The 24,934-nt window shown below is 33.4% G+C and carries 21 protein-coding genes; 19 read left to right on the top strand and 2 right to left on the bottom strand.

The features are described 5' to 3' along the window. Positions 1–135: 135 nt before the first annotated feature. The 7 genes from AC3WRL_RS03550 (at position 136) to AC3WRL_RS03520 (ending at position 8,084) form a co-directional block, all read left to right on the top strand. Entirely contained in the window at positions 136–1,164 is a 1,029-nt protein-coding gene (locus AC3WRL_RS03550) for an SDR family oxidoreductase (RefSeq protein WP_492329744.1), read from the top strand. 669 nt (positions 1,165–1,833) lie between these two features. Continuing rightward, positions 1,834–2,847: an NADP-dependent oxidoreductase gene (locus AC3WRL_RS03545; RefSeq protein WP_261511237.1), complete on the top strand. Its 1,014-nt coding sequence runs from the start codon at positions 1,834–1,836 to the stop codon at positions 2,845–2,847. A gap of 336 nt (positions 2,848–3,183) precedes the next feature. Continuing rightward, complete coding sequence (locus AC3WRL_RS03540; protein ID WP_492329743.1) at positions 3,184–4,518, top strand: amidohydrolase; 1,335 nt, start codon at positions 3,184–3,186, stop codon at positions 4,516–4,518. 60 nt (positions 4,519–4,578) lie between these two features. Further along, positions 4,579–5,424, top strand: a complete 846-nt coding sequence (locus AC3WRL_RS03535; protein ID WP_214832267.1) for an AraC family transcriptional regulator — start codon at positions 4,579–4,581, stop codon at positions 5,422–5,424. An 80-nt stretch (positions 5,425–5,504) separates the two neighbouring features. Next, entirely contained in the window at positions 5,505–6,746 is a 1,242-nt protein-coding gene (locus AC3WRL_RS03530; protein ID WP_492329742.1) for an amidohydrolase, read from the top strand. A 280-nt stretch (positions 6,747–7,026) separates the two neighbouring features. After that, entirely contained in the window at positions 7,027–7,545 is a 519-nt protein-coding gene (locus tag AC3WRL_RS03525; RefSeq protein WP_492329741.1) for a hypothetical protein, read from the top strand. Between the two features lie 92 nt (positions 7,546–7,637). Continuing rightward, positions 7,638–8,084 (top strand): hypothetical protein, encoded by a 447-nt coding sequence (locus AC3WRL_RS03520; protein ID WP_492329740.1) that lies wholly within the window; start codon positions 7,638–7,640, stop codon positions 8,082–8,084. 73 nt (positions 8,085–8,157) lie between these two features. On the opposite strand, the gene AC3WRL_RS03515 is transcribed toward AC3WRL_RS03520, so the two are convergent. Both AC3WRL_RS03515 and AC3WRL_RS03510 read right to left on the bottom strand, forming a co-directional pair. Then, positions 8,158–9,357 carry a beta-helix domain-containing protein gene (locus AC3WRL_RS03515; RefSeq protein ID WP_214832254.1) on the bottom strand — a complete coding sequence of 400 codons (1,200 nt, stop codon included), beginning with the start codon at positions 9,355–9,357 and terminating at the stop codon, positions 8,158–8,160. Between the two features lie 33 nt (positions 9,358–9,390). Then, the gene (locus AC3WRL_RS03510) at positions 9,391–12,027 is read right to left on the bottom strand and encodes a TonB-dependent receptor plug domain-containing protein (RefSeq protein WP_492329739.1); all 2,637 of its coding nucleotides are present in this window, start codon (positions 12,025–12,027) and stop codon (positions 9,391–9,393) included. A 186-nt stretch (positions 12,028–12,213) separates the two neighbouring features. Here AC3WRL_RS03510 and AC3WRL_RS03505 point away from each other — a divergent pair, with 186 nt between their 5' ends. The 12 genes from AC3WRL_RS03505 to AC3WRL_RS03450 all read left to right on the top strand — a co-directional run bounded on the left by AC3WRL_RS03505 (position 12,214) and on the right by AC3WRL_RS03450 (position 24,917). Then, a complete protein-coding gene (locus AC3WRL_RS03505; RefSeq protein ID WP_214832248.1) occupies positions 12,214–12,891 on the top strand; it encodes a response regulator in 678 nt (225 codons plus the stop codon). Positions 12,892–12,939: 48 nt separating this feature from the next. After that, entirely contained in the window at positions 12,940–13,971 is a 1,032-nt protein-coding gene (locus AC3WRL_RS03500) for a sensor histidine kinase (protein WP_214832246.1), read from the top strand. 133 nt (positions 13,972–14,104) lie between these two features. Continuing rightward, complete coding sequence (locus AC3WRL_RS03495; protein ID WP_214832244.1) at positions 14,105–14,698, top strand: IS1096 element passenger TnpR family protein; 594 nt, start codon at positions 14,105–14,107, stop codon at positions 14,696–14,698. Between the two features lie 151 nt (positions 14,699–14,849). Next, a complete protein-coding gene (locus tag AC3WRL_RS03490) occupies positions 14,850–16,196 on the top strand; it encodes an alpha-amylase family glycosyl hydrolase (protein WP_492329738.1) in 1,347 nt (448 codons plus the stop codon). Positions 16,197–16,327: 131 nt separating this feature from the next. Further along, a complete protein-coding gene (locus AC3WRL_RS03485; protein WP_214832234.1) occupies positions 16,328–16,768 on the top strand; it encodes a hypothetical protein in 441 nt (146 codons plus the stop codon). Between the two features lie 204 nt (positions 16,769–16,972). Beyond that, positions 16,973–17,767: a thymidylate synthase gene (locus AC3WRL_RS03480; protein ID WP_214832228.1), complete on the top strand. Its 795-nt coding sequence runs from the start codon at positions 16,973–16,975 to the stop codon at positions 17,765–17,767. Continuing rightward, positions 17,767–18,684, top strand: coding sequence for a hypothetical protein (locus AC3WRL_RS03475; RefSeq protein WP_492329737.1), 918 nt, complete (start codon positions 17,767–17,769; stop codon positions 18,682–18,684). Before AC3WRL_RS03480 ends, AC3WRL_RS03475 begins: the two co-directional genes overlap by 1 nt. Before the next feature lie 59 nt (positions 18,685–18,743). Further along, entirely contained in the window at positions 18,744–20,063 is a 1,320-nt protein-coding gene (locus AC3WRL_RS03470) for a serine hydrolase domain-containing protein (RefSeq protein ID WP_492329736.1), read from the top strand. A gap of 4 nt (positions 20,064–20,067) precedes the next feature. Next, positions 20,068–20,298: a hypothetical protein gene (locus AC3WRL_RS03465; RefSeq protein ID WP_214832222.1), complete on the top strand. Its 231-nt coding sequence runs from the start codon at positions 20,068–20,070 to the stop codon at positions 20,296–20,298. Next, complete coding sequence (locus AC3WRL_RS03460; protein WP_492329735.1) at positions 20,298–22,808, top strand: M1 family metallopeptidase; 2,511 nt, start codon at positions 20,298–20,300, stop codon at positions 22,806–22,808. The genes AC3WRL_RS03465 and AC3WRL_RS03460 overlap by 1 nt, the downstream gene beginning before the upstream one ends. Before the next feature lie 148 nt (positions 22,809–22,956). Beyond that, the gene (locus AC3WRL_RS03455; RefSeq protein WP_492329734.1) at positions 22,957–24,285 is read left to right on the top strand and encodes a hydroxymethylglutaryl-CoA synthase family protein; all 1,329 of its coding nucleotides are present in this window, start codon (positions 22,957–22,959) and stop codon (positions 24,283–24,285) included. Between the two features lie 242 nt (positions 24,286–24,527). Then, entirely contained in the window at positions 24,528–24,917 is a 390-nt protein-coding gene (locus AC3WRL_RS03450; RefSeq protein ID WP_214832216.1) for a hypothetical protein, read from the top strand. Positions 24,918–24,934: the final 17 nt, after the last annotated feature.

The raw sequence follows: 24,934 nt of genomic DNA, 5'->3' as shown, positions 1-24,934 counted from the left end.
ACACTGGGTATTTTCTTTTTAAACTTTGCTTAACCTAAATTCACGTTAATTCAAAAAAAATATTGCTGCATTTTTTAACAAATGGTAATTGTGATCGTTCTGATATTCTTCAATTTTGTATCAAATAATATAATGATGGATACAAAAAAAGTTTTATTAACTGGTATCAGTGGTTTCCTTGGATCACATACAACAATCCAACTTCTTGAAAAAGGATACGAAGTAAAAGGTACATTGAGAAGTCTGAGTAGAGCAGGATCAATTAAAGATGTAATAGCAAAGCACACACGTTATGTAGACAATTTATCATTTTTTCAGGCAGATTTAAATGATGCCAATATATGGACTGATCTTACAAGAGGTATGGATTACGTTCAACATATTGCATCTCCATTTCCCAGAGAATTGCCTAAACACGAAGATGATTTAATCCTTCCTGCTAAAGAAGGAATATTAAATATTTTAAAGGCTTCATCTCAGAATAATGTAAAACGAGTGGTATTAACCTCGTCCGGGGGTGCAGTAGTATATGGAAAAACAAAGAGACAGCTTGAAAGTGTACTGAATGAATCGATCTGGACAGATATAAATTATAAACAAGACCTTTCTCCTTATTTCAAAAGCAAAACTGTTGCGGAAGCTGCTGCATGGGAATTTATGAAAAAGTATCCGTCAAAAATGGAATTGTCTACTGTTTTGCCTGGAGCTATTCTTGGCCCTGTATTGGAAAAAGACTATGGTACTTCTGCTAATATTGTAATCAAACTGATGGACGGAAGTATGCCTGCTGTACCACAAATTGGTTTTGAAGTCATTGATGTACGTTCTGTAGCAGATGCCTTAATTAAAGCAATGGAGGTAACCTCAGCGGCTAATAACCGTTATCTCTTATCGTCAGGTTTTCTGATGATGAAAGATATAGCACAAATACTTAAAAAAGTTTACCCGGAAAGAAAAATTCCAACCAGAGAGCTACCCAATTTCATTGTGAAACTTTTTTCTAAATTTGATTCTTCTTTAAGACCTGTTATTATTGATTTGGGCGTGAAGAGAAGAGTCAATGTGGATAGGGCTAAGAATGAATTACAGTGGCAGCCTATACCAGGAGAAGAAGCTGTTTTATCTTGTGCCAAAAGTATTTTTGAACAAGGAATTTTAAAATAATGGAAAAAATATTATCCGAAAACGATATTGAAATCTTTCTGTCTGCTTCAGCATACGCACTTTGAGAGCAAATGAATATATGAAAGTGAGCGGAGAGATTTCTTCGGAAATAGCTTTTGTAGATAGCGGAATTTTACGAATTTTCGATATGACAACTCTGGTTCAGATGTTACAAAATATTTTGTTCGCTCTGGGCAGTCTGTAATAGAGTTGGAGAGTTATTATTACGGTATTCGTATGGGCGAAGCTATACAGGCAGTCATAGATTCAAAAATATTCGTCGTCAAAAAAGTAGCTATAGAAAAGGTAAGCCTCCAAATTTTATCACTTTATCTTTTTTTGAAAAGCATGACCGAGAGTGCTTTACTCAACAAATTAAAGGGCCATGATTTTCTACATTATGGAATGGTGAAACAAAGTACACTGAATTTGTGAGAAGATATCCTGATTTAGCATTATACGTACCCCAATAGATGATCGCATCATACCTGAAAATTACACCACAATCACTTAGCCGAATGTAGAAAGAGGTTCAAGGAATAGATAAGTCTACAATACAGAAAATAGTAAAGAGTCAACAATACTTTTAGCAATTAGTAGGCATTGTTAACTATGTGCTATTGTCGAATTTCGATATCAAACGTCATACAAATAATTAATATTTAAGTCATGAATTTAATGAACAACCAAATTGTATTAACCAGTTTACCTAAAGGAAAATTAAATACAACAAATTTTAACTTCAAAAAAACGATGTTGCCCGTGCCAAAAGTTGGCGAGGTATTGGGACGGACACTATACATAGCAATCGATGCTGCCAGCCGTGCGTGGATGCAGGCTGACACTTATAGGCCTATACTTCGGGATAATGAATTGATGCCGGGATTGGCACTAGTTGAGGTGATGGAGTCACAGGTAGGTCATCTGAAACCGGGGGACCTTATTATTGCTGAGACAGGCTGGCAGACTTATTTAACTATTCCAGCAAACAAATTGGTTGCTTTACCAGAGATAGAACCGCTTACGAATCTTCTGAGTATTTTTGGAGTTCCTGGACTTACAGCTTATTTTGGACTTTTGCAGTGCGGTTTGCCTAAACCTGGGGATACATTAGTAGTCTCTGCAGCGGCCGGTGCCGTAGGCTCGATTGTTGGGCAAATTGGAAAAATTAAAGGATGTACTGTGGTTGGAATAGCAGGTGGTGTTGAAAAATGCAATATATTGGTTGAGCAATTTGGGTTCGACTCGGTGGTGAATTACAAGGAAGGAAACATAGAGGAGAATCTGCGCTTGACGTGCCCGAACGGAATTGATATCTATTTTGATAATGTGGGAGGAAGCATATTAGATGCTGTACTTTCCAATATGGCTAATTACGGGAGGATTGTTTGCTGTGGAGCCATATCTCAATATGACCAAAAAAAACTTGATGTCGGGCCAATTGGAATTCCTGGTCAGATTATATTGAAAAGCCTTATTATGAAGGGATTTTTATTGTTTGATTTTTTGCATGAGCAAGACAGGGCAATCCAAGATTTGGAGAAGTGGGTGAAATCTGGGAGTATAATCGTTCAAGAAGATATTATTGATGGGTTTGAAAAGCTTCCGGAAGCTTTGGTCGGTGTATTGAATGGAGAAAACGTTGGTAAAAGGATAGTGAAGGTTGCAAATCGTAATGAGTAAAAACTTAAACTTATTAATTCTGATTAATAGAATCTGGAATCTGAAATTTCTTTAATTGTTACTAATGGTAATAAGAGAAAAATAGATAGGAATATCAAAACCGTTTGTTTTAAATATAGATTTTGATATTTGAACTTTAAAGAAAATTTTTAATGTTGCTTAATTAATGACTATTGTTTTTTTCCTTAGAAGTTAGCAAATCGAAAATTTGAAGAAACAGTTTAGTACACGATTAAACCAATTAATATTCCAAAGCATAAATCATACAGAAACTGTTATAAACTATACTCGTTCTTTAGATGCGGTGTTCTTAACTTTGTAATAAATCGACTCGGAATGAACATTTCAAATAATATATCCCGCAAAGACTTTATTAAAAGTTCTGCTCTGGCAATGGCAGGATTAACTTTAACTTCAGGTACTATGAGTGCTACAAATTTATTTTCAGAAAACATCTCTCCTTTAGCAAAAGGGAAGCTTAGCCTTAAAAATGTACGTTTGGAAACCGGTTTTGAATATGAAGAAGGGGAGGTGATCTCGACGAAAACTGATTTGTTCTGCGTTGAAATAGAAAACGGAAAGATAATAGCAATAGCTCCGAATCAACCTAATAGTAAAGCAATTGATGTCAAAGGCTTTTTGATGCTTCCTGCATTTAAGGATATGCATATTCACTTGGATAAGACTTTTTATGGTGACCAATGGCAGGCGGTAAGAAAAAGAACAGGTGGTGTAAAGGGGATGATCGCGTTGGAGCAAAAGATACTTCCGGAAATGTTGAAAAATTCAACTTTTAAAGCTGAAAAAATGATAGAATTGCTGCAATCTAAGGGTACTTCCTTTGCACGAAGCCATGTTAACGTTGAGCCCACTTCAAAACTGGATTCATTAAAAAATCTTGAAAAGGCTTTAGTAAATAAAAAGAAAACTTTTGGAGCAGAATTGGTTGCCTTTCCTCAACATGGAGTTTTTTATACCGATTCAGTACCTTATCTAAAAGAGGCGGCTTCTATGGATATCGACTACATCGGTGGGCTAGATCCATATACGATTGATGGGGCCATTGAAAAAACAATTGATTTTACAGTCCAGTTGGCATTGGATCATAAAAAAGGAATTGACATTCATTTGCATGAATCAGGAGAATCAGGATTAAAAACCGTAGAGTATTTAATTGATAAAGTCAATGAAAATTCCAGTCTTAAGGGGAAAACCTACTTAAGTCATTGTTTTGTATTGGGAAAATTGGATAAACCAAAACAAGAGGAAGTTGCTGAAAAATTGGCGAATGCTCAAATAGGAATTGTTTCTACTATTCCTTTCGGAAGTCTTATTATGCCAATTCCCACCCTGTATAAGAATAATGTAACGGTTTTAACAGGTAATGACAGTATTGTTGATCATTGGAATACTTTCGGAACGGGAAGTGTTTTGCAGAAAGCGAATCTGATGGCGCAATTGTATGGATATTCAACAGAGTTTTTATTATCAAGAAGTTTGAAACTGGCGACGGGAAATATTCTTCCTTTAGATGATAAAGGAAATCAGCAATGGCCTAAAAAAGGGGATGATGCTAATTTGGTATTTCTTAACGCCAGCTGTTCCGCAGAGGCTGTTTCAAGGATTTCACATGTAGAATCTCTAATTCATCAGGGAAATGTAGTCTTTTAGTAAAGTCTGTTATTCACTCTCATAAAATTTACTTATTTTAGAAAGTAAATTAAGAGTAGAATGAGTCACGGATCAGATTATTTTCCTGTTTTAGGTATTCATGAATTTAGTGAAGATCAGTCGAAGGGTTGTAATCTGGTGTTTAATGAGCTTCATGGGGAAAGATCAATTGATAAACCTCATAAGCATGATTTTTTTATCATTAATCTTTTTGAACAGGGCAGAGGCTTTCATACGATTGATTTTAAAGAATATAAAGTTGAAAACAATCAGGTTCACCTGGTTTTTCCAGGCCAGGTTCATCATTGGATCATAGAGAAAGAAACAATAGGATATCAGTTAATGATAAGTCGTGAATGGTTTGAAAGTTTCTTACCTGCCTTAAGGTTTTCTGCTTCTTACTACCACAATCATCCTGTTATTACTATTTCAAAGGAAATATATCAATTGCTTTTGTATGAGTTTAAAGGCATTCAGAGTATTTTAAATGAAAAAGTGGCATTCTGGGAATTGATACAAAAAAGAAGTGAAGTGATCGGATTGCTCATAAGTAAATCCGTTGAAGGGACTTTTAATGATTTTGAAATCTTTAATTCAAATCCCATTATCTCCAAATTTTTACATTTAATCGATAAACATTTTAAAGAAGAGCGTTCTGTTTCTTTTTATGCTGAAAAGTTGAGTATTTCGGCAAATTATTTAAATATTGTCTGCAAGAAAAACTTGAATGCTTCAGCTTCTTCTCTTATCCAGGATCGGATCTTACTTGAAGCAAAAAGGCTACTGAAGGTTTCAGAAATGTCGGTAAAAGATATTGTCTATGATCTTGGTTTCTATGATCACGCCAGTTTTTCCAAATTTTTTAAAGCCCAGACAGGAATGACACCCTCTCAATTTAAAGAATAATAATTGATACAAATGTTGATATAATTGGTACACCTGGTTTAGATATGACGGATGTAACTTTGTGGTGTAAAATCATGAGTATGAAGTCAGAATATCAATCTATCGGTATAGGAAGTTATACATTAAAAAATGTACGTCTGGAAACAGGCTTTGAATATGATGATAAAGAGGTTGTCAGAACAAAAACAGCTCTCTTTTGTATTGAAATTGAAGCCGGAAGAATAAAGGCTGTCAGACCTAATGATGTACATTCAAAGGGGATTGATGCAAAAGAGTTTTTGATGCTTCCTGCATTCAAAGACATGCACGTGCATTTAGATAAGACTTTATATGGACTGCCCTGGCAAGCGCTTTCACCGAAAAGAAAAACGGTAAAAGACATGATTACTTATGAGCAGGAGATTATCCCTGAACTTTTAAAGACCTCTGTTGAACGTGCAGAACAATTGATTTCTTTGCTACAAGGTTATGGGACAAGTTTTGCAAGAACCCATTTCAATATTGATCCTACTTCTGGATTAAAGTCTTTAGAAAATTTAGAAAAAGCTTTAGAGCATAAAAAAGATTTCTTCAAAGCTGAATTGGTTGCTTTTCCACAACATGGATTGTATTATACGGATTCGGCTCCTCTGATGAAAGAAGCCGCAGCATTAAAAACGGTTGATTTTATTGGAGGCTTAGACCCATATAGTATCGATGGAAGTATTGAAAAGGTGATTGATTTTACCGTTCAATTGGCTTTGGATAATCAAAAAGGAATTGATATTCATTTACACGAGGTCGGCGAGTCAGGAATGAAAACAATCAATTATCTAATTGATAAGGTGATTGAGAATCCACAACTTAAAAGAAAGATTTTTGTCAGCCATGCTTTTGCTCTAGGGCATCTTTCATTAAAGGAAACAGAACACATTGCAGAAAGATTGGCAATGGCTGAAGTTGGAATAGCTTCTTCCGTTCCATTCAGGGGAACAATTATGCCAATTCCAACATTGAAAAAATATGGAGTCAATGTTTTAATAGGTAATGACAACGTACAGGATTACTGGAGTACTTTTGGATCAGGAAATATGCTGCAGAAAGCCAATTTAATTGCTGAGCTCTATGGTTATGAAACAGAATTAGAGCTTTCACGTACTTTAGAGTTTGCCACCCAAAATATTCTCCCATTAGATGAAAAAGGAACTCAACAGTGGCCTAAAGGAGATGATGAAGCTGATGTGGTTTTCGTAGACGCAAGCTGCTCTGCAGAAGCTGTTGCAAGAATATCTGAAGTAAAAGGATTTATGGCTCAGGGAAATTTACTCTGGAAAGAGGATTAATATATTTTTTAATACTTGTTTTTGTAATCAAGCACCTTTGGGAATTAATTTCTGAAGGTGTTTTCTATTTTATGTTGAATGAAATTTGGTTAATATAATTTTAATATTAATTTTACGTAATAAAATGCGTTTATTATTTAAGAATAAAATAAATTCGCACAGTTATTTCAGAGCAGTGATGCTGTGGAAAATATTAAACACTATCGCACAAAAATTTTTTATGAAAAACTATTGTTTCACCTTCCAAAATTTTGGAGAGGCTAATAAATAATTATATATCATGAACTATTTAGAAGTAGATTACAAACAAATTCTTTTCTTTTATGCTTTTTTGAGACAGGTGGATTTGTCACTGGATAGAAGCAGATGGACCTCTTTAAAAGAACTTCAGGATTACTATCAGGATAGAATATCCCCTGAACAGATGATTAGCTATCTAAAGATAAAGCTTAATGTTCCTGATGGGAATTTTAATCATTCAACTGCACAGGCTGAGAACAGTAAAAGTAAGTTTAAATTATTTTCCAAAAAAGCGCTTCTTTCTGAGGAAGAGATGGTTAACCTTTATCAGCTGCTGTCATTATTTGATGAATGCCTTAAATCTGGTCAAGAACATTATACCATAGAAACAGAGGGTCTAAGAGTGGATATAGCAAGATTCTACTCATTGCTATTAGAACCAAAAATTGCTAAAAGCGACTTAAAGAAAGTAATTACCATAGAACATTACGGACAAAACAGATTGCTAAAAGCAAAGGAATTAAAAAATGTGATTCCTAAGGATTTTCTTACTACTTAATTTATACGATAAAATATGACGAAACTATATTAATAAAAAAGCAAAGATCATCCAAAATAGAAAGGTATTGAATATTATTCAATACCTTTTGTGTGATAAAAATATACGAGATTATTCTGGTGGAAGAAAAAATAATTTACTTACCCAAACTACAATACAACTGTTGTTTTCTTGGTGATAGCTGGAAGGTTGTTTATAAAGAAAAGGTACAGAATATTAGTGTTAATTCATTTTATGGCTATCCATTCTATATAGTATTTGAAAATATAGAAGCGGTAAGTGAGCAATTGAGAATACTAACTAAGAAATATGATGTTTTACTTTCAGATATTTTTCCTATAGAATTAATATTAAAAGATATGGTGGAGAATAAGCAAAGTTATTGGTTAAATCTATGTGTTGATTTTATTCTTGAAATGAATTATTTAAATGAAAATATTGCGAAAATTTTAACTGAAACTAAGAATAACAGAAACTTTACTCAAGCACTTAGACATAAAATAAGGAGAATCATACTTCTTAATAAGTATGAATATTAATAAAAGAAAAAGCCATCAGAAAATAATTTTCTGATGGCTTCTTTCAATTTGATATGAGAAACTAATTACTTAATTATTGTAATCCAGCTAGAAGGTTAACACCATCCACAGTAGCCCAAGCTCCTGCAACTAAAGATACTTTTGTAACCGTTGTTGCATTAGTGAAAGTTTTACCACCGTTCGGAGTGTATGCATATCCCCAAACTCCAGCATTATCAGAGTTTAAGTAAGTAAGAGGATTAACTACTATTTTACCTGTATTTACCTGACTAGTTTCAGTAGCAGCATCTTGGATAAGAACTGAATATCCTTTTTGATTTCCGATGTTTTTATAACCACTGATATAAACATTAGAGAAAATACCTGTTCCTTGTTTTTTAAATTGAATAGCTGAAATTTCTGGTGAATTAGCTGTTTCCGGATTTGTGTTATTAGCTCTAATAAGTGTGATATTCGAAATCTTTGGTGCTGTATTGTCTACATTTCCAGATGATTCGATTTCCATCCCAAAATTACCAACACCTGTCTGGAAGGCATACCAATTTGTATTGTTTTGTCCACTCCAAGCATCCTGCCAGTCAAATGAGTCATCATAGTTACCATATGATACAATATTTTTAGCGCTCACGGTTCCTCCGAAAAATTCATATCCATCATCAGTCCCTTTGTAAGTAACTAGATTTTCTAGTGTAGTACCTGCTCCAACTGCATAGAATGTCATGGAATTCGTTTCAGATGTTCCATCACCAATTTTTTTACCAGCATACTCTACTCTTACAAACTTCAAAGTTCCAGAGTTTGAATTAGCATCATTTCCACCATAATACACTGCATTCCCATCTTCTGAAAGTGCACTTGATGTACCATTTATAGCTTTAATAGGTGCTGTTCCATACAAGGTAATTCCTCCCCAGTCTCCTGGTGTTTTTGTAGTAGTAGTAAATACAATTGGTTCAGCAGCAGTTCCTACAGCGTTAATTTTACCATCTTGAAGAACAACTAAACTGCTGTTCGTAGATGTGTCAACCGTGAAGTTAGCTCCTGCTTCAATAGTCAAAGTTGCTCCACCTGTCACTTTTACAATACCTTTTAAAGTATAATTTCCTTTTTTAAATACAGTATCTTTATTGATTGTACCTGTAAGTACTGTTGTATCAGGGTTAGGAGTAACTATTTCGTCTCCTAATCCGTCATTTACATCGATAGTACATGAGTTTAGGGCCGCTGCTAATATAAATGTTAGCGATAATAATGATAAAAATCTTCTTTTCATTTTATATATGATTTATTATTTATTAAAAATTTGTTAGAAAGTATAACCTACAGTAAGGTTAAAGTTTACTCCTCGGAAGTAGTCTGTATAAGTATTAATACCATTTGTATCTACATTATAATAACTTTTATCTCCTAAGAGTATTCTGTATCTGTTATTGAATATATTTTGAACTCCAGCTTTCACATTCCAGTTCTTTGTGATTTGCTCCTGATAAATAAAATCTAACTGATGAAATGGCTTTTCGTAAAAGTTGTCTGAGCCGGAAGTTCCAACTGCATATATTTTAGAACCTGAAACATTGTATACCAGTGAGAATGTTCTGCTAAGATTGTTCTTAGTTTTCATTTCATATTTCAAATCTGCATTAATCGTGTAAGGTGAAGCACCTTGAAGACCTCTTTTTCTTAGACCTCCTTTATAAAATTCTGGATTGGGTTGCTCAAGTTTTAATTGATCTTCGCTTCTTTCAACATCAGTGTACATAAATGTTGCATTGGCGCCCAAAGTAAATTTATCTAATGATTCAGAGATTCTTCCCAGGCTAATGATTCCCTCTAGCTCAACTCCTGCAAGGTCTGCTTTTTTAGCATTATAAAAAGTAACGGTTACACCATTTGCATCTCCTGAAGAAACAAATGATCTTTCAATAGCATTGTTAATTCTTTTTGCAAATAAATTAACGGCAAACATTTCCTTCGTAGTTGGGAAATATTCCCATTTCAAATCAAAATTGTAATTATTGCTGTTTTCGATATTTGGATTACCTCTAATGGTTTCATTATCTGGGTTGATATAATCAATATCCATTGTTTCAATAAGAACAGGTCTCGTGACTGTTTTACTGAAAGCGAATCTTAAGTTATTTTTATTATTAAGTGCTTTTTTGATGGAAATTGAAGGAAGGAATAAGTCTCTTATTTTTTCCTTATTTTCTTTATTAGGTGCACCTTGTTGTGAAAAACGTATTAAGGTCATATCATTTTCATAACGAGCCCCTAGTAAGAAATCCCACGTTTCGGATGGTTTATAATTAAAATTAATATATCCTGCATTTACAAATTGATACATGCTCGTAAAGAACTTAGATCCATCAGATTCTTCTTGGAAATAAAATAAATTATTAGCTAAGTCTTGATTGAATTTGTCTTGAGGTTTGTTTTTATCAATTAAAAAAGTTTGTCCAGCAGTTCCATTAGGTTTTCCGAAAAGGAAGCGATATGACGTTTTTCTTAAATCAGCGAAACCATTATATCCAATGGATAATTGCATCGGATAATCTTTTTTATCTCCTTTCTCTCCTAAGAAAACTGAATACTCTCCATATGCTGAACCATAGAACCTTGAATTTACATCAAGATACTGACGAATAATATTATTTCCACCATAAGCCAAAAGTAATTGGTCATCTGATAAATTATTTCCGTTTGCGTCTTGACGGCTTCCTTCTAATATTTTTCTGTCTGGCTGTTGGTAGTTGTTGATTACATAACTTCCTCCAGCTTTAAATTGATGTCTGTCCCCTAATTTTTGAGAGGCTGTTAATTGAATATTTAGAAATCTTGATAAATCCTGTTGGTTAGTACGGAAAAATCCAACATCTCTATTTTGAACTTGATTATTTTTGTATCCATAGTAATCTTCAATAATATTATTTACGTTTTGAAGATACATAGCGTTTAAATTGATCGCTGTTCCTTTATTTTTATATCCAAAACCTAAGAGAGCAGAAGATTCTAATTCATAATTGTACTGCTTTCTTTGAAGGTCATTATTAAGATTGATTATTCCTCCAAAATCTTTAAACTGATTTTTTGCGCCTTCTTTATAAGAATATTCGGAACTTTGATTTAATGAGAATAATATACCTAAGCTCCCCGTTTCACCAGCCTTCATTTTTTGTACTGTTGTAAAACCAATACTCGTATTTGGTAGAGATTTTACATTATCCACATTCCAATTATCTTTAAACTGGGATAATGATTCAGCTGCTGAAAATCTGTAGTTGTTTGGACGAGCATTTCTAATTGCTGAAGGTAATTTTTTGTCGTTCGAGTTAAGTCCTAAATAACCGTTGAAACCATCTGCTCCTTCGGAAATTTTGAAACCATCCTTGAAAGTACTTAATGTATTTACACCAACGCTAAACTCGATTTTTGAGAATGACTTATCGATCGTCAAAGTTTCGATATCAAAAGTGGCTCCGGCGAAATCACCATAAAGGTTAGAGTTGAATGTTTTATAGATATTTAATTTACCTACAACATCGGTTGGGAATTGCTTTAATGCAATGATTTTTTGGAATGGGTTGTTAGAAGGAGATCCCAGTCCGTTTATTAATAGATAGTTGTATCTTTCTTCAAGACCTCTTACGAAAAGTCCTCTTCCTTCAACTGTAGTGATTCCGGTTACTTTCGTAAGACCTTGTTCTACGTTAGAGATTCCTTTTCTGGAAATTTCCTCGGCACTTACAGCTTGCTTCTGGATAATTGCCTTTTTCTGTTCTCCTAATACAGCAGTTTCAGTTTTTTTATTGCTACTACCCTGGATGACAACACCTTCGATCTTTTTCTCTTTCTTGATGGTATCTTGCCTGGTATCTTGAGCATAAAATGCAGTCGATGAGGCGGTTAAAAATATAACCGCTATACTAACTTTCTTAAAATTCATTTTATTTTACTATATTCTTTCGCTGCAAAGAAATAAAAGTTAATCGGTCTTAATGGTTTAGTTTAATTTAATTTTTTCTTAACTAAACATTAACAAAACGATATAATTGTTAACTTTATATGAACGATAGATGATTTGTTCATCTGTGGTATAAAAATTATTAACTTTGACTCGTAAAAATTGAAAATGAACCAAAAGAAAATACTCTTAATAGACGATGAACTGGACATTTTAGAGATTCTGTCTTATAACCTGGAAAAGGAAGGCTACGATATTTATACCGCTACCAATGGTAACGAAGGAATAGAAAAAGCTAAAGAAATTATTCCGGACCTTATATTACTGGATGTGATGATGCCAGAAAAAGATGGTATCGAAACTTGCCAGGAACTTCGCAAAGTTAAAGAACTTCAAAAATCATTAATTGTTTTTCTTTCTGCAAGAAGTGAAGAATTTTCTCAATTAGCCGGTTTTCAGGCAGGAGCAAATGATTACATCGTAAAACTGATCAAACCAAAAATTCTTATTTCTAAAGTAAACGCCCTATTACAATTAACATCTCAGGTTTCTGACAATGCTAAATTAATTGAAATCGGAGACTTAATTATTGATAAAGATAATTTCAGAGTTTCTAAAGCCGGGCAGCAGTTTTTACTTCCAAAAAAAGAATTTGATCTGCTTTATCTTTTAGCATCTAACACTGAAAAAGTTTTCAAAAGAGAAGAAATTCTAGAGAAAGTTTGGGGTAATGATGTTATCGTTGGTGAAAGAACGATCGATGTTCATATCAGAAGATTGAGAGAGAAATTAGGAATTAATACCATTCAGACTCTAAAAGGAATAGGATATAAGTTGATCGTTTAATAACGAAATATCCTACCTTTACCCTACTAACCCATAAAAATTGTAAAATTGAAATTTTACAGGCTTACTCTTGTCGCATCATGTTTAATAACATTGGTGATGTTCTTATTGGTGATCATTTTTGATTCACTGAAAGATATTTATTATAAAACTCCTTTTTTCAAAATAGGACTTATCCTTTGTCTCGTTATTATCTTTATTGTTAATTATTTAGTCCTTGAATTGCTGTTTAATTACTACGGTAAAAAGCAGGTTCGTGGGCTTTCACAGCTTTTACCACAGGAGATTGTAAATAACAATGATGAAAATATTACCATTAAAGAATTAGGAGAAAGGTTTTCTGATCTTAATCAGCAGAAAGTTTCTGAGATCGATATGATGAAGGAAATGGAAAGCTATCGTAAAGAATATATTGGAAATGTTTCTCATGAGCTCAAAACGCCATTGTTTTCCATTCAGGGATATGTGGAAACCCTAAGAGATGGTGGGGTAGATAATTTAACCATCCGGGATAAGTATCTGGAAAGAATAGATATTTCTGTTGAAAGACTGATTGCTATTGTCACCGATCTGGATATGATTAACAGACTTGAAGCAGGAGAAATTAATCTTACAGTTTCAAGATTTGATGTGAATCTTTTGATAAAAGAAATTTTTGACCTTCTGGATCTTGAAGCTGAAAAACATAATACAACATTACAGATTCAAACCCTGCATCCACAGATTTTTGTAGAAGCAGATAAGCAAAAGATGTCTCAGGTTTTTATCAATCTGGTTTCCAATGCTATTCATTATGCTAACAGACAGGAGGCAAAGGTTGTTGTAAAAACAAGTGTCCTGAAGAACAAAGTCTTAATCGAGGTTATTGATAATGGGATGGGGATAAAATCGGAAATCTTACCAAGAATTTTCGAGAGATTTTATCGCGTAGAGACAAGTAGAAGCCGAAGAGAAGGTGGCTCTGGCTTAGGTTTGGCCATTGTAAAGCATATTCTTGAAGCCCATAAAGAAAATATTACAGTTGAAAGTGTGTACCTTGAAGGGACAAAATTCAGTTTTATGCTTGAAAAAAGCAAATAATCCTGGCAAAATGTAAGGAAAAAAAATATTTTAAAAAATCTTGAAATATTTTTTTGTGACATGTCATTTATTATATATTTGCAACAGAAATTTATCATAATAAATAAAGGCAAAAAGTAATTTAAAGACTGATATGGTTTACAAAATCCGCGTAATATTAGATGCGAAAGAAGATATTTTCCGTGATATCGAAGTAAAGGGAAAACAGACACTATGGAATTTACATCTAGGAATTAAGAGTGCGTTCAGCTTGCAAGGAGATGAGCTTTCAACTTTTAATTTACTGGAAGAAGATGGTACGATAGTAAAAAGTGTTCCACTAGAGGATATGAGTGATGATGGTGATGGCGAAATTATGTCAGATGTATATATTGATGAGGCTTTTGCAAAAGAAGGGGATAAAGCTCAATTCCAATATGGACTTCTGGATCTTTGGGAATTCTTCTGTGAGCTTGTTGAAGTAATTGAAGAAACAAAAGGAGTTAATTATCCAATTACAGTATACCGATTTGGAAATGTTCCTTTAAAAGCACCAAGTAAAAGTGGAAATGGGGGTGCGTCTAAAAAGAAATCGGCTATGCCTCTGATGGACGACGAATTCAATTTTGACGATGATTTTGGAAGTGGTGATAGCTTTGCTGATGAAGATGACAACTTTGATGATGAGGAAGAAGAAGACTATAACGATGATGTCTTCGATGAGGAAGATGATAATGAAGAAGTATAAGATTTATACACTATTAAAAATATACAGTCCTGGATTTATATCCGGGACTTTTTTATGCTTGAACCTAAACAAAAGATAGAACAATAAATTTGCTTTTCTGCTTTTTATATTAATCATCCGAACAATTCCTATTTTTGTTAAAACGGGATTAATGAAAAAAATAATTTTATTAGCAATTATTGGCTTAGGAATTGTTTCCTGTGCTATACAAAATACAAATAAGACAATGGATTTACCCAAAGATTGGAAGCATTCTACTAATATTTATGAAGTCAATATAAGACAATACACTAAGGAAGGAACTTTTAAAGCATTTGAAAAAGAAATGCCGCGCCTAAAATCAATGGGAGTGAAGGTACTCTGGTTTATGCCTGTTACTCCAATTGCCCAGCAAAATAAAAAAGGAAGCTTAGGAAGCCCTTATGCAGCTGCAGATTACACTTCTATTAATTCGGAGTTCGGTACAATCAATGATTTCAAGCATATGGTGAATGAGGCACATCGATTAGGGTTTAAGGTGATCATTGATTGGGTTGCCAATCATACAGGGTGGGACCATATCTGGACAAAAACACATCCTGAATTTTATTTAAAAGATCCTGATGGAAAGTTTCACATTGCTTCAGGAATGGATGATATCATTGAACTTGACTATAAAAATCAAGAGATGCGAAAAGCAATGATTGATGCAATGAAATTTTGGGTTAAAGAAACAAATATCGACGGTTTCAGATGTGATCTTGCTTCGTGGGTTGAAGTTGATTTCTGGGTGCAGGCACGTCCTGAAGTGGAGACCATCAAACCGCTTTTCTGGTTAGGCGAGTTTGATGAATTGGAAAGTCCCGAATATGGAAAGGTTTTCGATGCGAGTTATTCATGGAAATGGATGCACACATCTGAAGACTATTATAAGAAGGATCTTTCATTACAGGATTTAAAAGACTTGCTGATTAAATATTCTAATATTGGAGACTCTTCAATGCGGGCATGGTTTACCAGCAATCATGATGAGAATTCATGGAATGGAACAGAGTACGAAAAGTACGGAGTCATCACCAAACCAATGGCTGTTTTCTCAGCAACATGGAATGGTATTCCTTTATTGTATTCCGGACAGGAGCTGCCTAATATGAAACGATTGGAGTTTTTCGAAAAGGATGCTATAGAATGGACAAACAATTATCAGGTTGCAGATTTTTACAGGACATTATTGGAGTTGAAATCTTCAAATTCGGCCTTAAGAGGTGGGGATGCAAACGTTATAACCTATCTTCTGAATACAACGGCTAATGATAAAATTTTAGCCTATATCAGGAAGAATGATAAAGATGAGGTTTTAGTTATTTTAAACATGTCAAAAGAAGATGTAAATTTCAGTATTCAGGATGAAAACCTGTCAGGAACATTTAGAAATGTATTTGATGGAACAAAAATGGACTTTAATACAGGTAAAGATTTTAATTTTAAAGTTTCTGATTACAAAGTGTTTGAAAAATGAAATTTTAAGCCATTGAAATTCTGGCTTAAAATATAAAAAAGATTGATTATATTTAAGTTTATAATACCAATAGAAGCGGGCTCCGGCCTGCTTTTTACATCAAGTAAATACAGGATCTAGTTAATTGTAAAATGAATAAGAAAGAAATATTAAATATTATAAAAACAAAACTCTCAGAGAGAATTCAAAAGTTTGAAACCCTAATTGCTGAAACCCGGGCCTCAAATAATGAAACCAAGAGTTCAATGGGGGACAAGTATGAAACCAGTCGTGAAATGGTTCAGCAGGAAATCAATAATCTTCAAAGACAGCTTAATGAATCTTTAAATCAGCAGACTATTCTTCAGAAAATAAGTTCAGATGAATCTTCCAAAGTACAGAACGGAGCATTAGTGAAGACCGATAAAGGATTGTTTTATATTTCCGTACCTGTTGGAGAAATTGTATCTGAAAATCAGAAAATAATGACCGTTTCTGTAGAATCTCCGCTGGTAAAAGCAATGTTTGGCAAGAAAATAGCAGAGAAGTTTGATATTAATAATATTGATCAAACTATTGAAAATATCTGGTAAATGATGAAATTTTAACGATAAACTTCTGTATTTCTTCCCTTGTCATTGAATGACAAGAGAATCATATATCATAATCATATTTTAATAAAATATGATCAAGTAATTGATAACAAAGCATTCACGATATTGAACTTTTTTTTATGATATATGATAATAGATTTTCTCTCATATTTTTCTAAATTTGAACCATAAAACAGTTTCAAAATGCAAAATTACTTAGACCTTTTACAGCATATCCTGGATAATGGAACAGACAAAACAGATCGAACAGGAACCGGAACAAGAAGTGTTTTCGGATATCAGCTGAGATATGATTTATCAAAAGGTTTTCCCTTGGTAACAACCAAGAAGGTGCATTTGAAATCTATAATTTATGAATTACTATGGTTCTTAAAAGGAGATACTAATGTTCAATATTTAAATGATCATGGGGTAAGCATCTGGGATGAATGGGCCAATGAAAATGGAGATTTAGGTCCCGTTTACGGAGCACAATGGAGAAGCTGGAGTGGAGCAGATAATAAGATAGTGGACCAGATTTCAGAGGTAATTGATCAGATCAAAAAAAATCCGGATTCCAGAAGGCTGATCGTTTCTGCATGGAATGTAGCAGAAATTCCAAATATGGCTTTAGCACCTTGTCATGCATTATTTCAGTTTTATGTAGCAGACGGAAAGTTATCTTTACAACTTTATCAAAGAAGCGCTGATGTTTTCCTTGGAGTTCCTTTTAATATTGCTAGCTATGCTTTATTATTGATGATGGTAGCGCAGGTTTGTGATCTCGAAGTGGGAGATTATGTTCACAGTTTTGGTGATGTTCATATTTACAATAACCATTTTGAACAGGTAAACAGACAACTTTCAAGAGATCCAAAACCACTCCCTACAATGAAATTGAATCCAGAAATTAAGAATATATTCGATTTTAATTTTGAAGATTTTACGTTGGAAAATTACGACCCACATCCGGGAATTAAAGCGCCTGTTGCGATTTAATGACTTTCTCTAAAATTTCCATTATCCTAATTTCTGTGATTTTTCTTTTTAGTTGTAAAAAAGAGAAAGATCCGGTTTATTCTGAACTTTTAATAGAAAATTGGGATAATTCTAAAGATGCTGTTTTTGATACATTGCGAGTGCCCCAGCATTTGAGAGATATCGTTAAACATATTTCAATAATCAATACCTATCAAACTGGGGACATAGGGAAAGGAACAGAAAAACCTGCCAATGCTGAAAATTTTAAAAAATTAGTTGAGCTGGCTTCGGAAGACGAACTATTATCACTAATTAATAATAAAAACATAACTGTAGCTGTGTATGCCTCAGTAGGACTTTTAGAAAGAAAACCAGAGCTTATTGACAAAGTGTTTTCGAACTTCTTAAATCTAAAAACTAAAGTTCATACAAAATATGGTTGTATAATTGGGGATCAGAATCCTGCAGAACCTTTATATCGCAAATATCTTTACGCTATACCCGGGAAGAACGGGCAATCTGATCAGTTGTTGAAAAAGCTTGATAGCATCATTATTTTTAATCCAAATTCGCCGAGAAGCCTTTTACTAGAGGTATTTAGATATAAAAATTATCCTAAAAATTACCGAAAAAGAATTGAGACTTTAGCTTTTAAAAATCATGAAATTTTTGCGGCTATTTACCTAAGTCATTGGCATAAAGGGGACTATATTGATGCCTTGCAAAAGGAATTCATCTCAATCATTAAAAATGATACTTTAGTTGGTATTTCAAAGGATATATATCTAAAAGAACTGCTGTCTTTCAGAAATCCCTCAAACAAAGAATTTATTCTTAATTATATTAAAAAAGATACCCTTTTCAGTGATGAAATTGAAATCAGAAGAGAATTAGAGGCAAATGATATTTTTCCAGATGAATATCCGACGAGATAAAGGTTTAGATATGTAACAAGTCCCTTTCTTTCACTACTTATTAATGAAATGTCATTAGTATGTTGAAAAAAATACTTTTTTGTGTTTCTATTGGAGTTTTCAGTTTAAATTTCGGTCAAAATATTAACAAAGAAAAACTTGATAGCTACTTTAAAACTTTAGACAAAGAGCATAAAGTAATGGGTAGTTTTGCCATTGCAGACCATGGAAAAGTAATCTACACCAATACGATTGGATTTTCCGATGTTGAAAGTAATAAAAAAGCTGATATCAATACCATTTACAGAATAGGCTCTATAACGAAAACTTTCACAGCAGTTTTGATTATGAAAGCAGTAGAAAGTAAAAAACTCACTCTCGACACCAGACTAAGTCAGTTTTTTCCTCAAATAAAGAATGCCGAAAAGATCAAAATAGAATATCTTTTAGATCACAGAAGTGGAATTCATAACTTCACTGATGATGGTCTGTATATGACCTACTATCTGCAGCCCATTTCACAGGAAAAACTCATCGATATTATTCAGAAAGCAGGTTCGGATTTTGAACCGGGCAGTAAATTTAGTTACAGTAATTCAAATTATTCTTTACTCGGCTTTATTTTAGAGAAAGTTTATAAAAAATCTTACACTCAGTTAATTGAAGAATACATCACCGCACCCTTGCAATTAAAATATACTAAAGTAGGTGGCAAAATAGAGCCTTCGAAAAATATGGCTAATTCATATACTTATCAAAATAATAATTACGTGAAAAGTCCTGAAACAGATATGTCTGTCCCTCTTGGTGCAGGAAACTTAGTTTCTACACCCTCCGAGCTAATCACCTTCATGGATGGTTTAGTTTCAGGGAAGCTTATTTCAAAAGAAAGTCTGGGAAAAATGCGTAATTTTAAAGAACATTACGGTTTTGGATTGACTGAAGTTCCTTTTGAAGGGAAAATGGGTTTTGGACATAATGGAGGAATCGATCATTTTAGTTCGGTAATATCATATTTTCCGGATGGTGAGAAGTCTTTTGCAATGATTAGTAATCAAAGTAATTTTGGAAATGAAAATATTTCTACAGCAGCTTTGAGTGCTGCCTATGGAAAAGATTTTGAAATTCCGAGTTTCACAGTGATTAGTGTTCCTGAAAATGAACTGCAGCAATTTATTGGAACTTATGCCACGAAAGAGATGCCTATGAAAATTAATATTTTTGTTAAAGATAAAGTATTAATGGCTCAGGCAACAGGGCAAGGAGCTTTTCCTTTAGAAGCAACTTCCAAAACAAGTTTTAAATTTGATACAGCTGGAATTGTCATTGATTTTAATCCAGCCAAAAAGGAATTTATACTCTCGCAGGGTGGTAATAAAATTATATTTGTAAAAGAATAACACAATGAAATATTTAAAAATAAATACAGATCAAAAAATAGACCTCGAACTATTACAAAATGCCATCCTTCAATTGAAGGGCGTAGATTCAGTAGAGATCATTGATGAAGAAAACCCAGAAAGTGAACTTAAAAAAGCTTTTGCTAAAACTAAAGAACAGCTTAAAAAAGGGGATTACGAAACATTAGTCAATGATATTTTCGAGATAATAACTAAAAATAATTCTAAAAAATAATGAAAAAGGCCATTTTATCGATTGCTTTATTAGGAATTTTCTTTTCTGCTCATGTATCAGCACAAACTGAAACGTCAGGAAGAGAAAAAGTATACAGAGCAACACACACTAAAGTAACGGAACTAAAACATACCAAACTTAAAGTAAATTTTGATTATCAGAAAGAACAGATGGGTGGTGAAGAGTGGCTTACTGCTTCACCTTATTTTTATCCCACAAATCAATTGGTTCTGGAAGCTAAGAGTATGTTGATTCATGAAGTGGCTTTAGATAACAACGGTAAAAGATCTCCTTTAAAATATGAGTATAAAGATGATGTTTTAACTATTAATTTAGATAAAACATACCAGAAGGATCAGGATTATACGGTTTATATTAAATATACATCGCGCCCAAATGAAGTAAAACAAGAGGGTAGTGCAGCAATTAATGATGCAAAAGGGTTGTATTTTATTAATGCCCAGGGAAAAGATCCTGATAAACCAATTCAGATCTGGACTCAGGGTGAAACCGAGTCTTCTTCAGCTTGGTTCCCAACAATTGATAAACCCAATCAGAAAACCACTCAGGAAATTTATATGACCGTTCCTGATAAATATGTTACCCTTTCCAATGGAATTTTAAAAGACTCACAGAAAGAATCAAATGGACAGAGAACGGATTATTGGGTTATGGATAAAAGACATTCTACTTATCTGTTTTTTATGGGAGTTGGAGATTATGCTATCGTAAAAGACAAATGGAAAAATATTCCGGTGGATTATTACATAGAAAAGGAATATGAACCTTATGCAAAACAGATCTACGGAAATACTCCGGAGATGATCGAGTTTTTCTCTAAGAAAATGGGTTATGATTATCCTTGGGCAAAATATGCGCAGATTTCCGGGAGGGATTATGTGAGTGGTGCTATGGAAAATACTACGGCAACACTTCATGGAAGTGATATCTTACAAAAACCGGGACAGCTGATTGACGAGAATAAATGGGAAGATACTATTGCTCACGAATTATTCCACCATTGGTTTGGAGATCTTGTGACAGCAGAAAGCTGGAGTAATCTTACAGTAAACGAATCTTTCGCCAACTATTCAGAGTACTTATGGAACGAATATAAATATGGTAAAGATCAGGCAGATTATCATCAGATGAGCGATGTGAATATGTACATTCATAATCCTACTGATTTTAAGAAAAATCTTGTTCGATTTAATTATGATTCCCGTGAAGATGTTTTTGACCTTGTAACCTATCAGAAAGGTGGTGGAATCCTTCACATGTTGAGAAATTATTTAGGGGATGATGCATTCTTTGCCGGAATGAATGATTACCTGAAGACCAATGAATATAAAAATGGGGAAGCACATCAGCTAAGACTTTCTTTTGAGAAAGTTTCGGGAAAAGATTTGAACTGGTTTTTTAATCAGTGGTATTTTGGTAGCGGAAATCCAAAGTTGAACTATTCTTATACATTTGAACCTGTTAAAAAGCAGGTTACTTTGGTGATCAACCAAACCCAGGATCAACTATTTGAATTTCCATTGGCTCTTGATGTATATGATAACGGAAAACCTAAAAGATATAATGTCTGGGTAAATGCTGAAGGTAAGAATACATTTAATTTTGATGTTTCAAAAACTCCTGATTTGATCAATATCAATGCTGATGGAGTATTGGTGTCTGAGATTACAGAGACAAAAACTCCTGAACAGAATTTAATGCAATTCACAAACTCTAAAGAATTTAAGAGCAGATATAATGCATTGAAAGCAATTAAGGATCAGGTTGGTAAAAATCCGGCTGCAACAAGGTTATTGTCTGCTGCTTTAAAAGATCCTTACTTCAGGGTACGAATGAAAGCATTGGAATTAATGGATCTATCCAATCCTGAGCAATCAAAAGCTTTAGCTGCGGATGTGGAAAAATTGGCAACCAATGATCCAAAAACTTTAGTGCAGGGTGCTGCTGTTGCTGCTTTAGCAAAAACAAAGGATAAGAAATATCTTCCGATTTTTGAAAAAGGAGTGAATGCTGTTTCTAACTCAGTAAAAGGAAACTCTCTATCAGCATTAGTTACTGTTGATCCTTCTAAAGTTAATACATTAGCAGATAAGATTGATTTAAAAGGAGCTTCCGATGATTTATTGGCACAGTTGCTACCTATTGTGGTCAAAAATAAAGTAACTTCTCAAATGGCTAATATTGCTCCTATTGCAGCTTTTTATCCATTTATTAAATTCCAGAACCCGGAATTAGGAAAGTCTGCAGAAGACGGCTTCAACTGGATCATGACTTCAGATGATCTTAAAGCTACAGAAAGCATTACCAAATTGTTGGGGCAGGCAAAAGGTCAGGTTGCTCAAAATCCTCAAGCTAAGATGATGATCTCTCAAATGTTGAAAGAAGGTCTTAGTAAAAAAATGGAATTATTGAAGCAAAACCCACAAAATGCAGCAAGCATTAATAAGCAAATAGATGCCATAAACAAAAGCATCGAAGATTATAAATAAACTTGTAATTCCAGCTAATAGAAAAGCACTTCCATTGTGAAGTGTTTTTTTTGTTTTCGGAAATATTGTGGTTGATTTTTAAAAACAAGATAATATAAGAGTAATAAAACGGGTGCTTTTTTTTAAATTCGTATAAAATTTGAATACTATGAGTTTTGGAATAGAAGCGGCGAGTTACTATGCACCTTCTTTATATTTGGAAATAAAAGATTTAGCTGAAGTAAGAGGAATTGAACCTGCAAAATTAGAAAAAGGTTTAGGATTAAATAAAATGGGCTTTCCTGATGTTCATGAAGATGCAGCTACTTTTGCCGCCGAGGCGTTATTGAAATTAATAAGAGATTACCATCTTGACCCTAAAAATATAGCTAGGATTTATCTGGGAACTGAAAGTGCATTAGATGCTGCGAAGCCAACAGCATCTTACGCAATGCAGATGGTTGAAAAAGTGCTGGAAAAAGATTATGGTGAAAGGTGTTTTAAAAACTGCGATGTGGTTGATATGACATTTGCTTGTGTTGGCGCTGTTGATGCACTACATAATTCTCTGGATTTTGTAAGAGTAAACCCTGATAAAAAAGCAATTGTTATTGCCAGTGATTATGCAAAATATGAATTGGCTTCTTCTGGTGAATATACGCAAGGTGGAGGAGCGGTAGCTTTATTAGTTTCTTCCCAACCGGATCTGTTAGAAATTGAAAATCTATGGGGAGTAGCCACAGAAAGTGTTTTCGATTTTTTCAAACCCAGACGTCATTATAAAAAAGAAAATCTGAAAGATGCCCCGGAATCCTTTTCTGATAAGATAGAAATATTCACGGATGAACCTGTTTTTGATGGACAGTATTCTAATCAGTGTTATCAGGATCGGATCAGAGAAGCTTATCATCATTATAAAGAAATTAGTGGCAAGGATAAACCTTATACAGACTGGAGGTATTTGATCTTCCATCTTCCCTATGCATTTCATGGTAAAAGGGTGTTTACAGAAATTTACAGTTTAGAAAATGGCCTGAGCTACGAAACTCAGGAAGACCAAAAGGCAGTAGCCAAATCTGAAAGTTATCTACAATTCATCAATGAGAAAATTGAAAAGACACAACGCGCATCTTCAGAAATAGGAAATATGTATACAGCATCCATCTTTATGGCATTACTCTCTGCTTTACAAACTTCTTATAATGAAAATGAAGATCTGACTGGAAAAGAAATAGGATTTCTAGGCTATGGAAGTGGATCAAAATCTAAAGTATTCACAGGGAAGATTTCTGCAAACTGGACAAAAGTTGTTTCCAAATGGAATTTATTTGGAAGCTTGAAAAATAGAACTCCAATTAATTTCGAAATCTATGAAAAACTACATAGAAAACAATTGGACCAATCCATTAATCAAAATTATAAAGGGTTTGGATTAGACTCAGTTGAACTTGAAAATCCATTATCGAAAGGAGCGAGATATTATACCTACCAGAGCTAAGTTATTATTAAATATATTTCATTGAAAACATCTCTATTCAGAGGTGTTGTTTATGCAGAATACAATTGTGCCTGTAAAAAGAGGATTAAGTTAGTGCGGGACGTTTCAAAGGATGGCTAAAATTTATGTATTATCTGTAAATGTTGAAATAGACGCTGTTCCCGATATAGATGTTAATTTTAACAGAACAATGTCAGCTGATAGATTTATTAAATTAAAGTCAATATTACAAAAATAAGATTATGAATTATTATTATGCAATCATTGTAGTTGTTTTATGCATTCTACTCACTTTTAGTTGTACAGATAAAAAGGATAAAAGCCTCCGTGATTTTAATGATTATTCTTTTGATACTCTATTGAGTGGAGAAGGATTGTATAATATTGGATATGAATTCAATATAGATGGGAAATATTATGTAGACAAAAAGTATAATTTTATTTATCAGACTCAAGATTTAAATAATAAAAATATTTTAATTCCAAATACTTTTTCAAATAATCAATTTCCTATTTATTGGAGAGAAACTAATCTTCCTTTTAGAATTATAAAAAAAGCTAATAGTGACACTTTGATTATTATAAAGGATAATAAAAAGTTCATTTTTAAAAGGAAAAAAAATGTTAATTAAAAGTTTAAAACCAGTGC

The sequence above is a fragment of the Chryseobacterium sp. FW101-FHT12H09 genome, from assembly GCF_058790395.1.
This window is presented reverse-complemented; position numbering and strand designations above follow the sequence as displayed.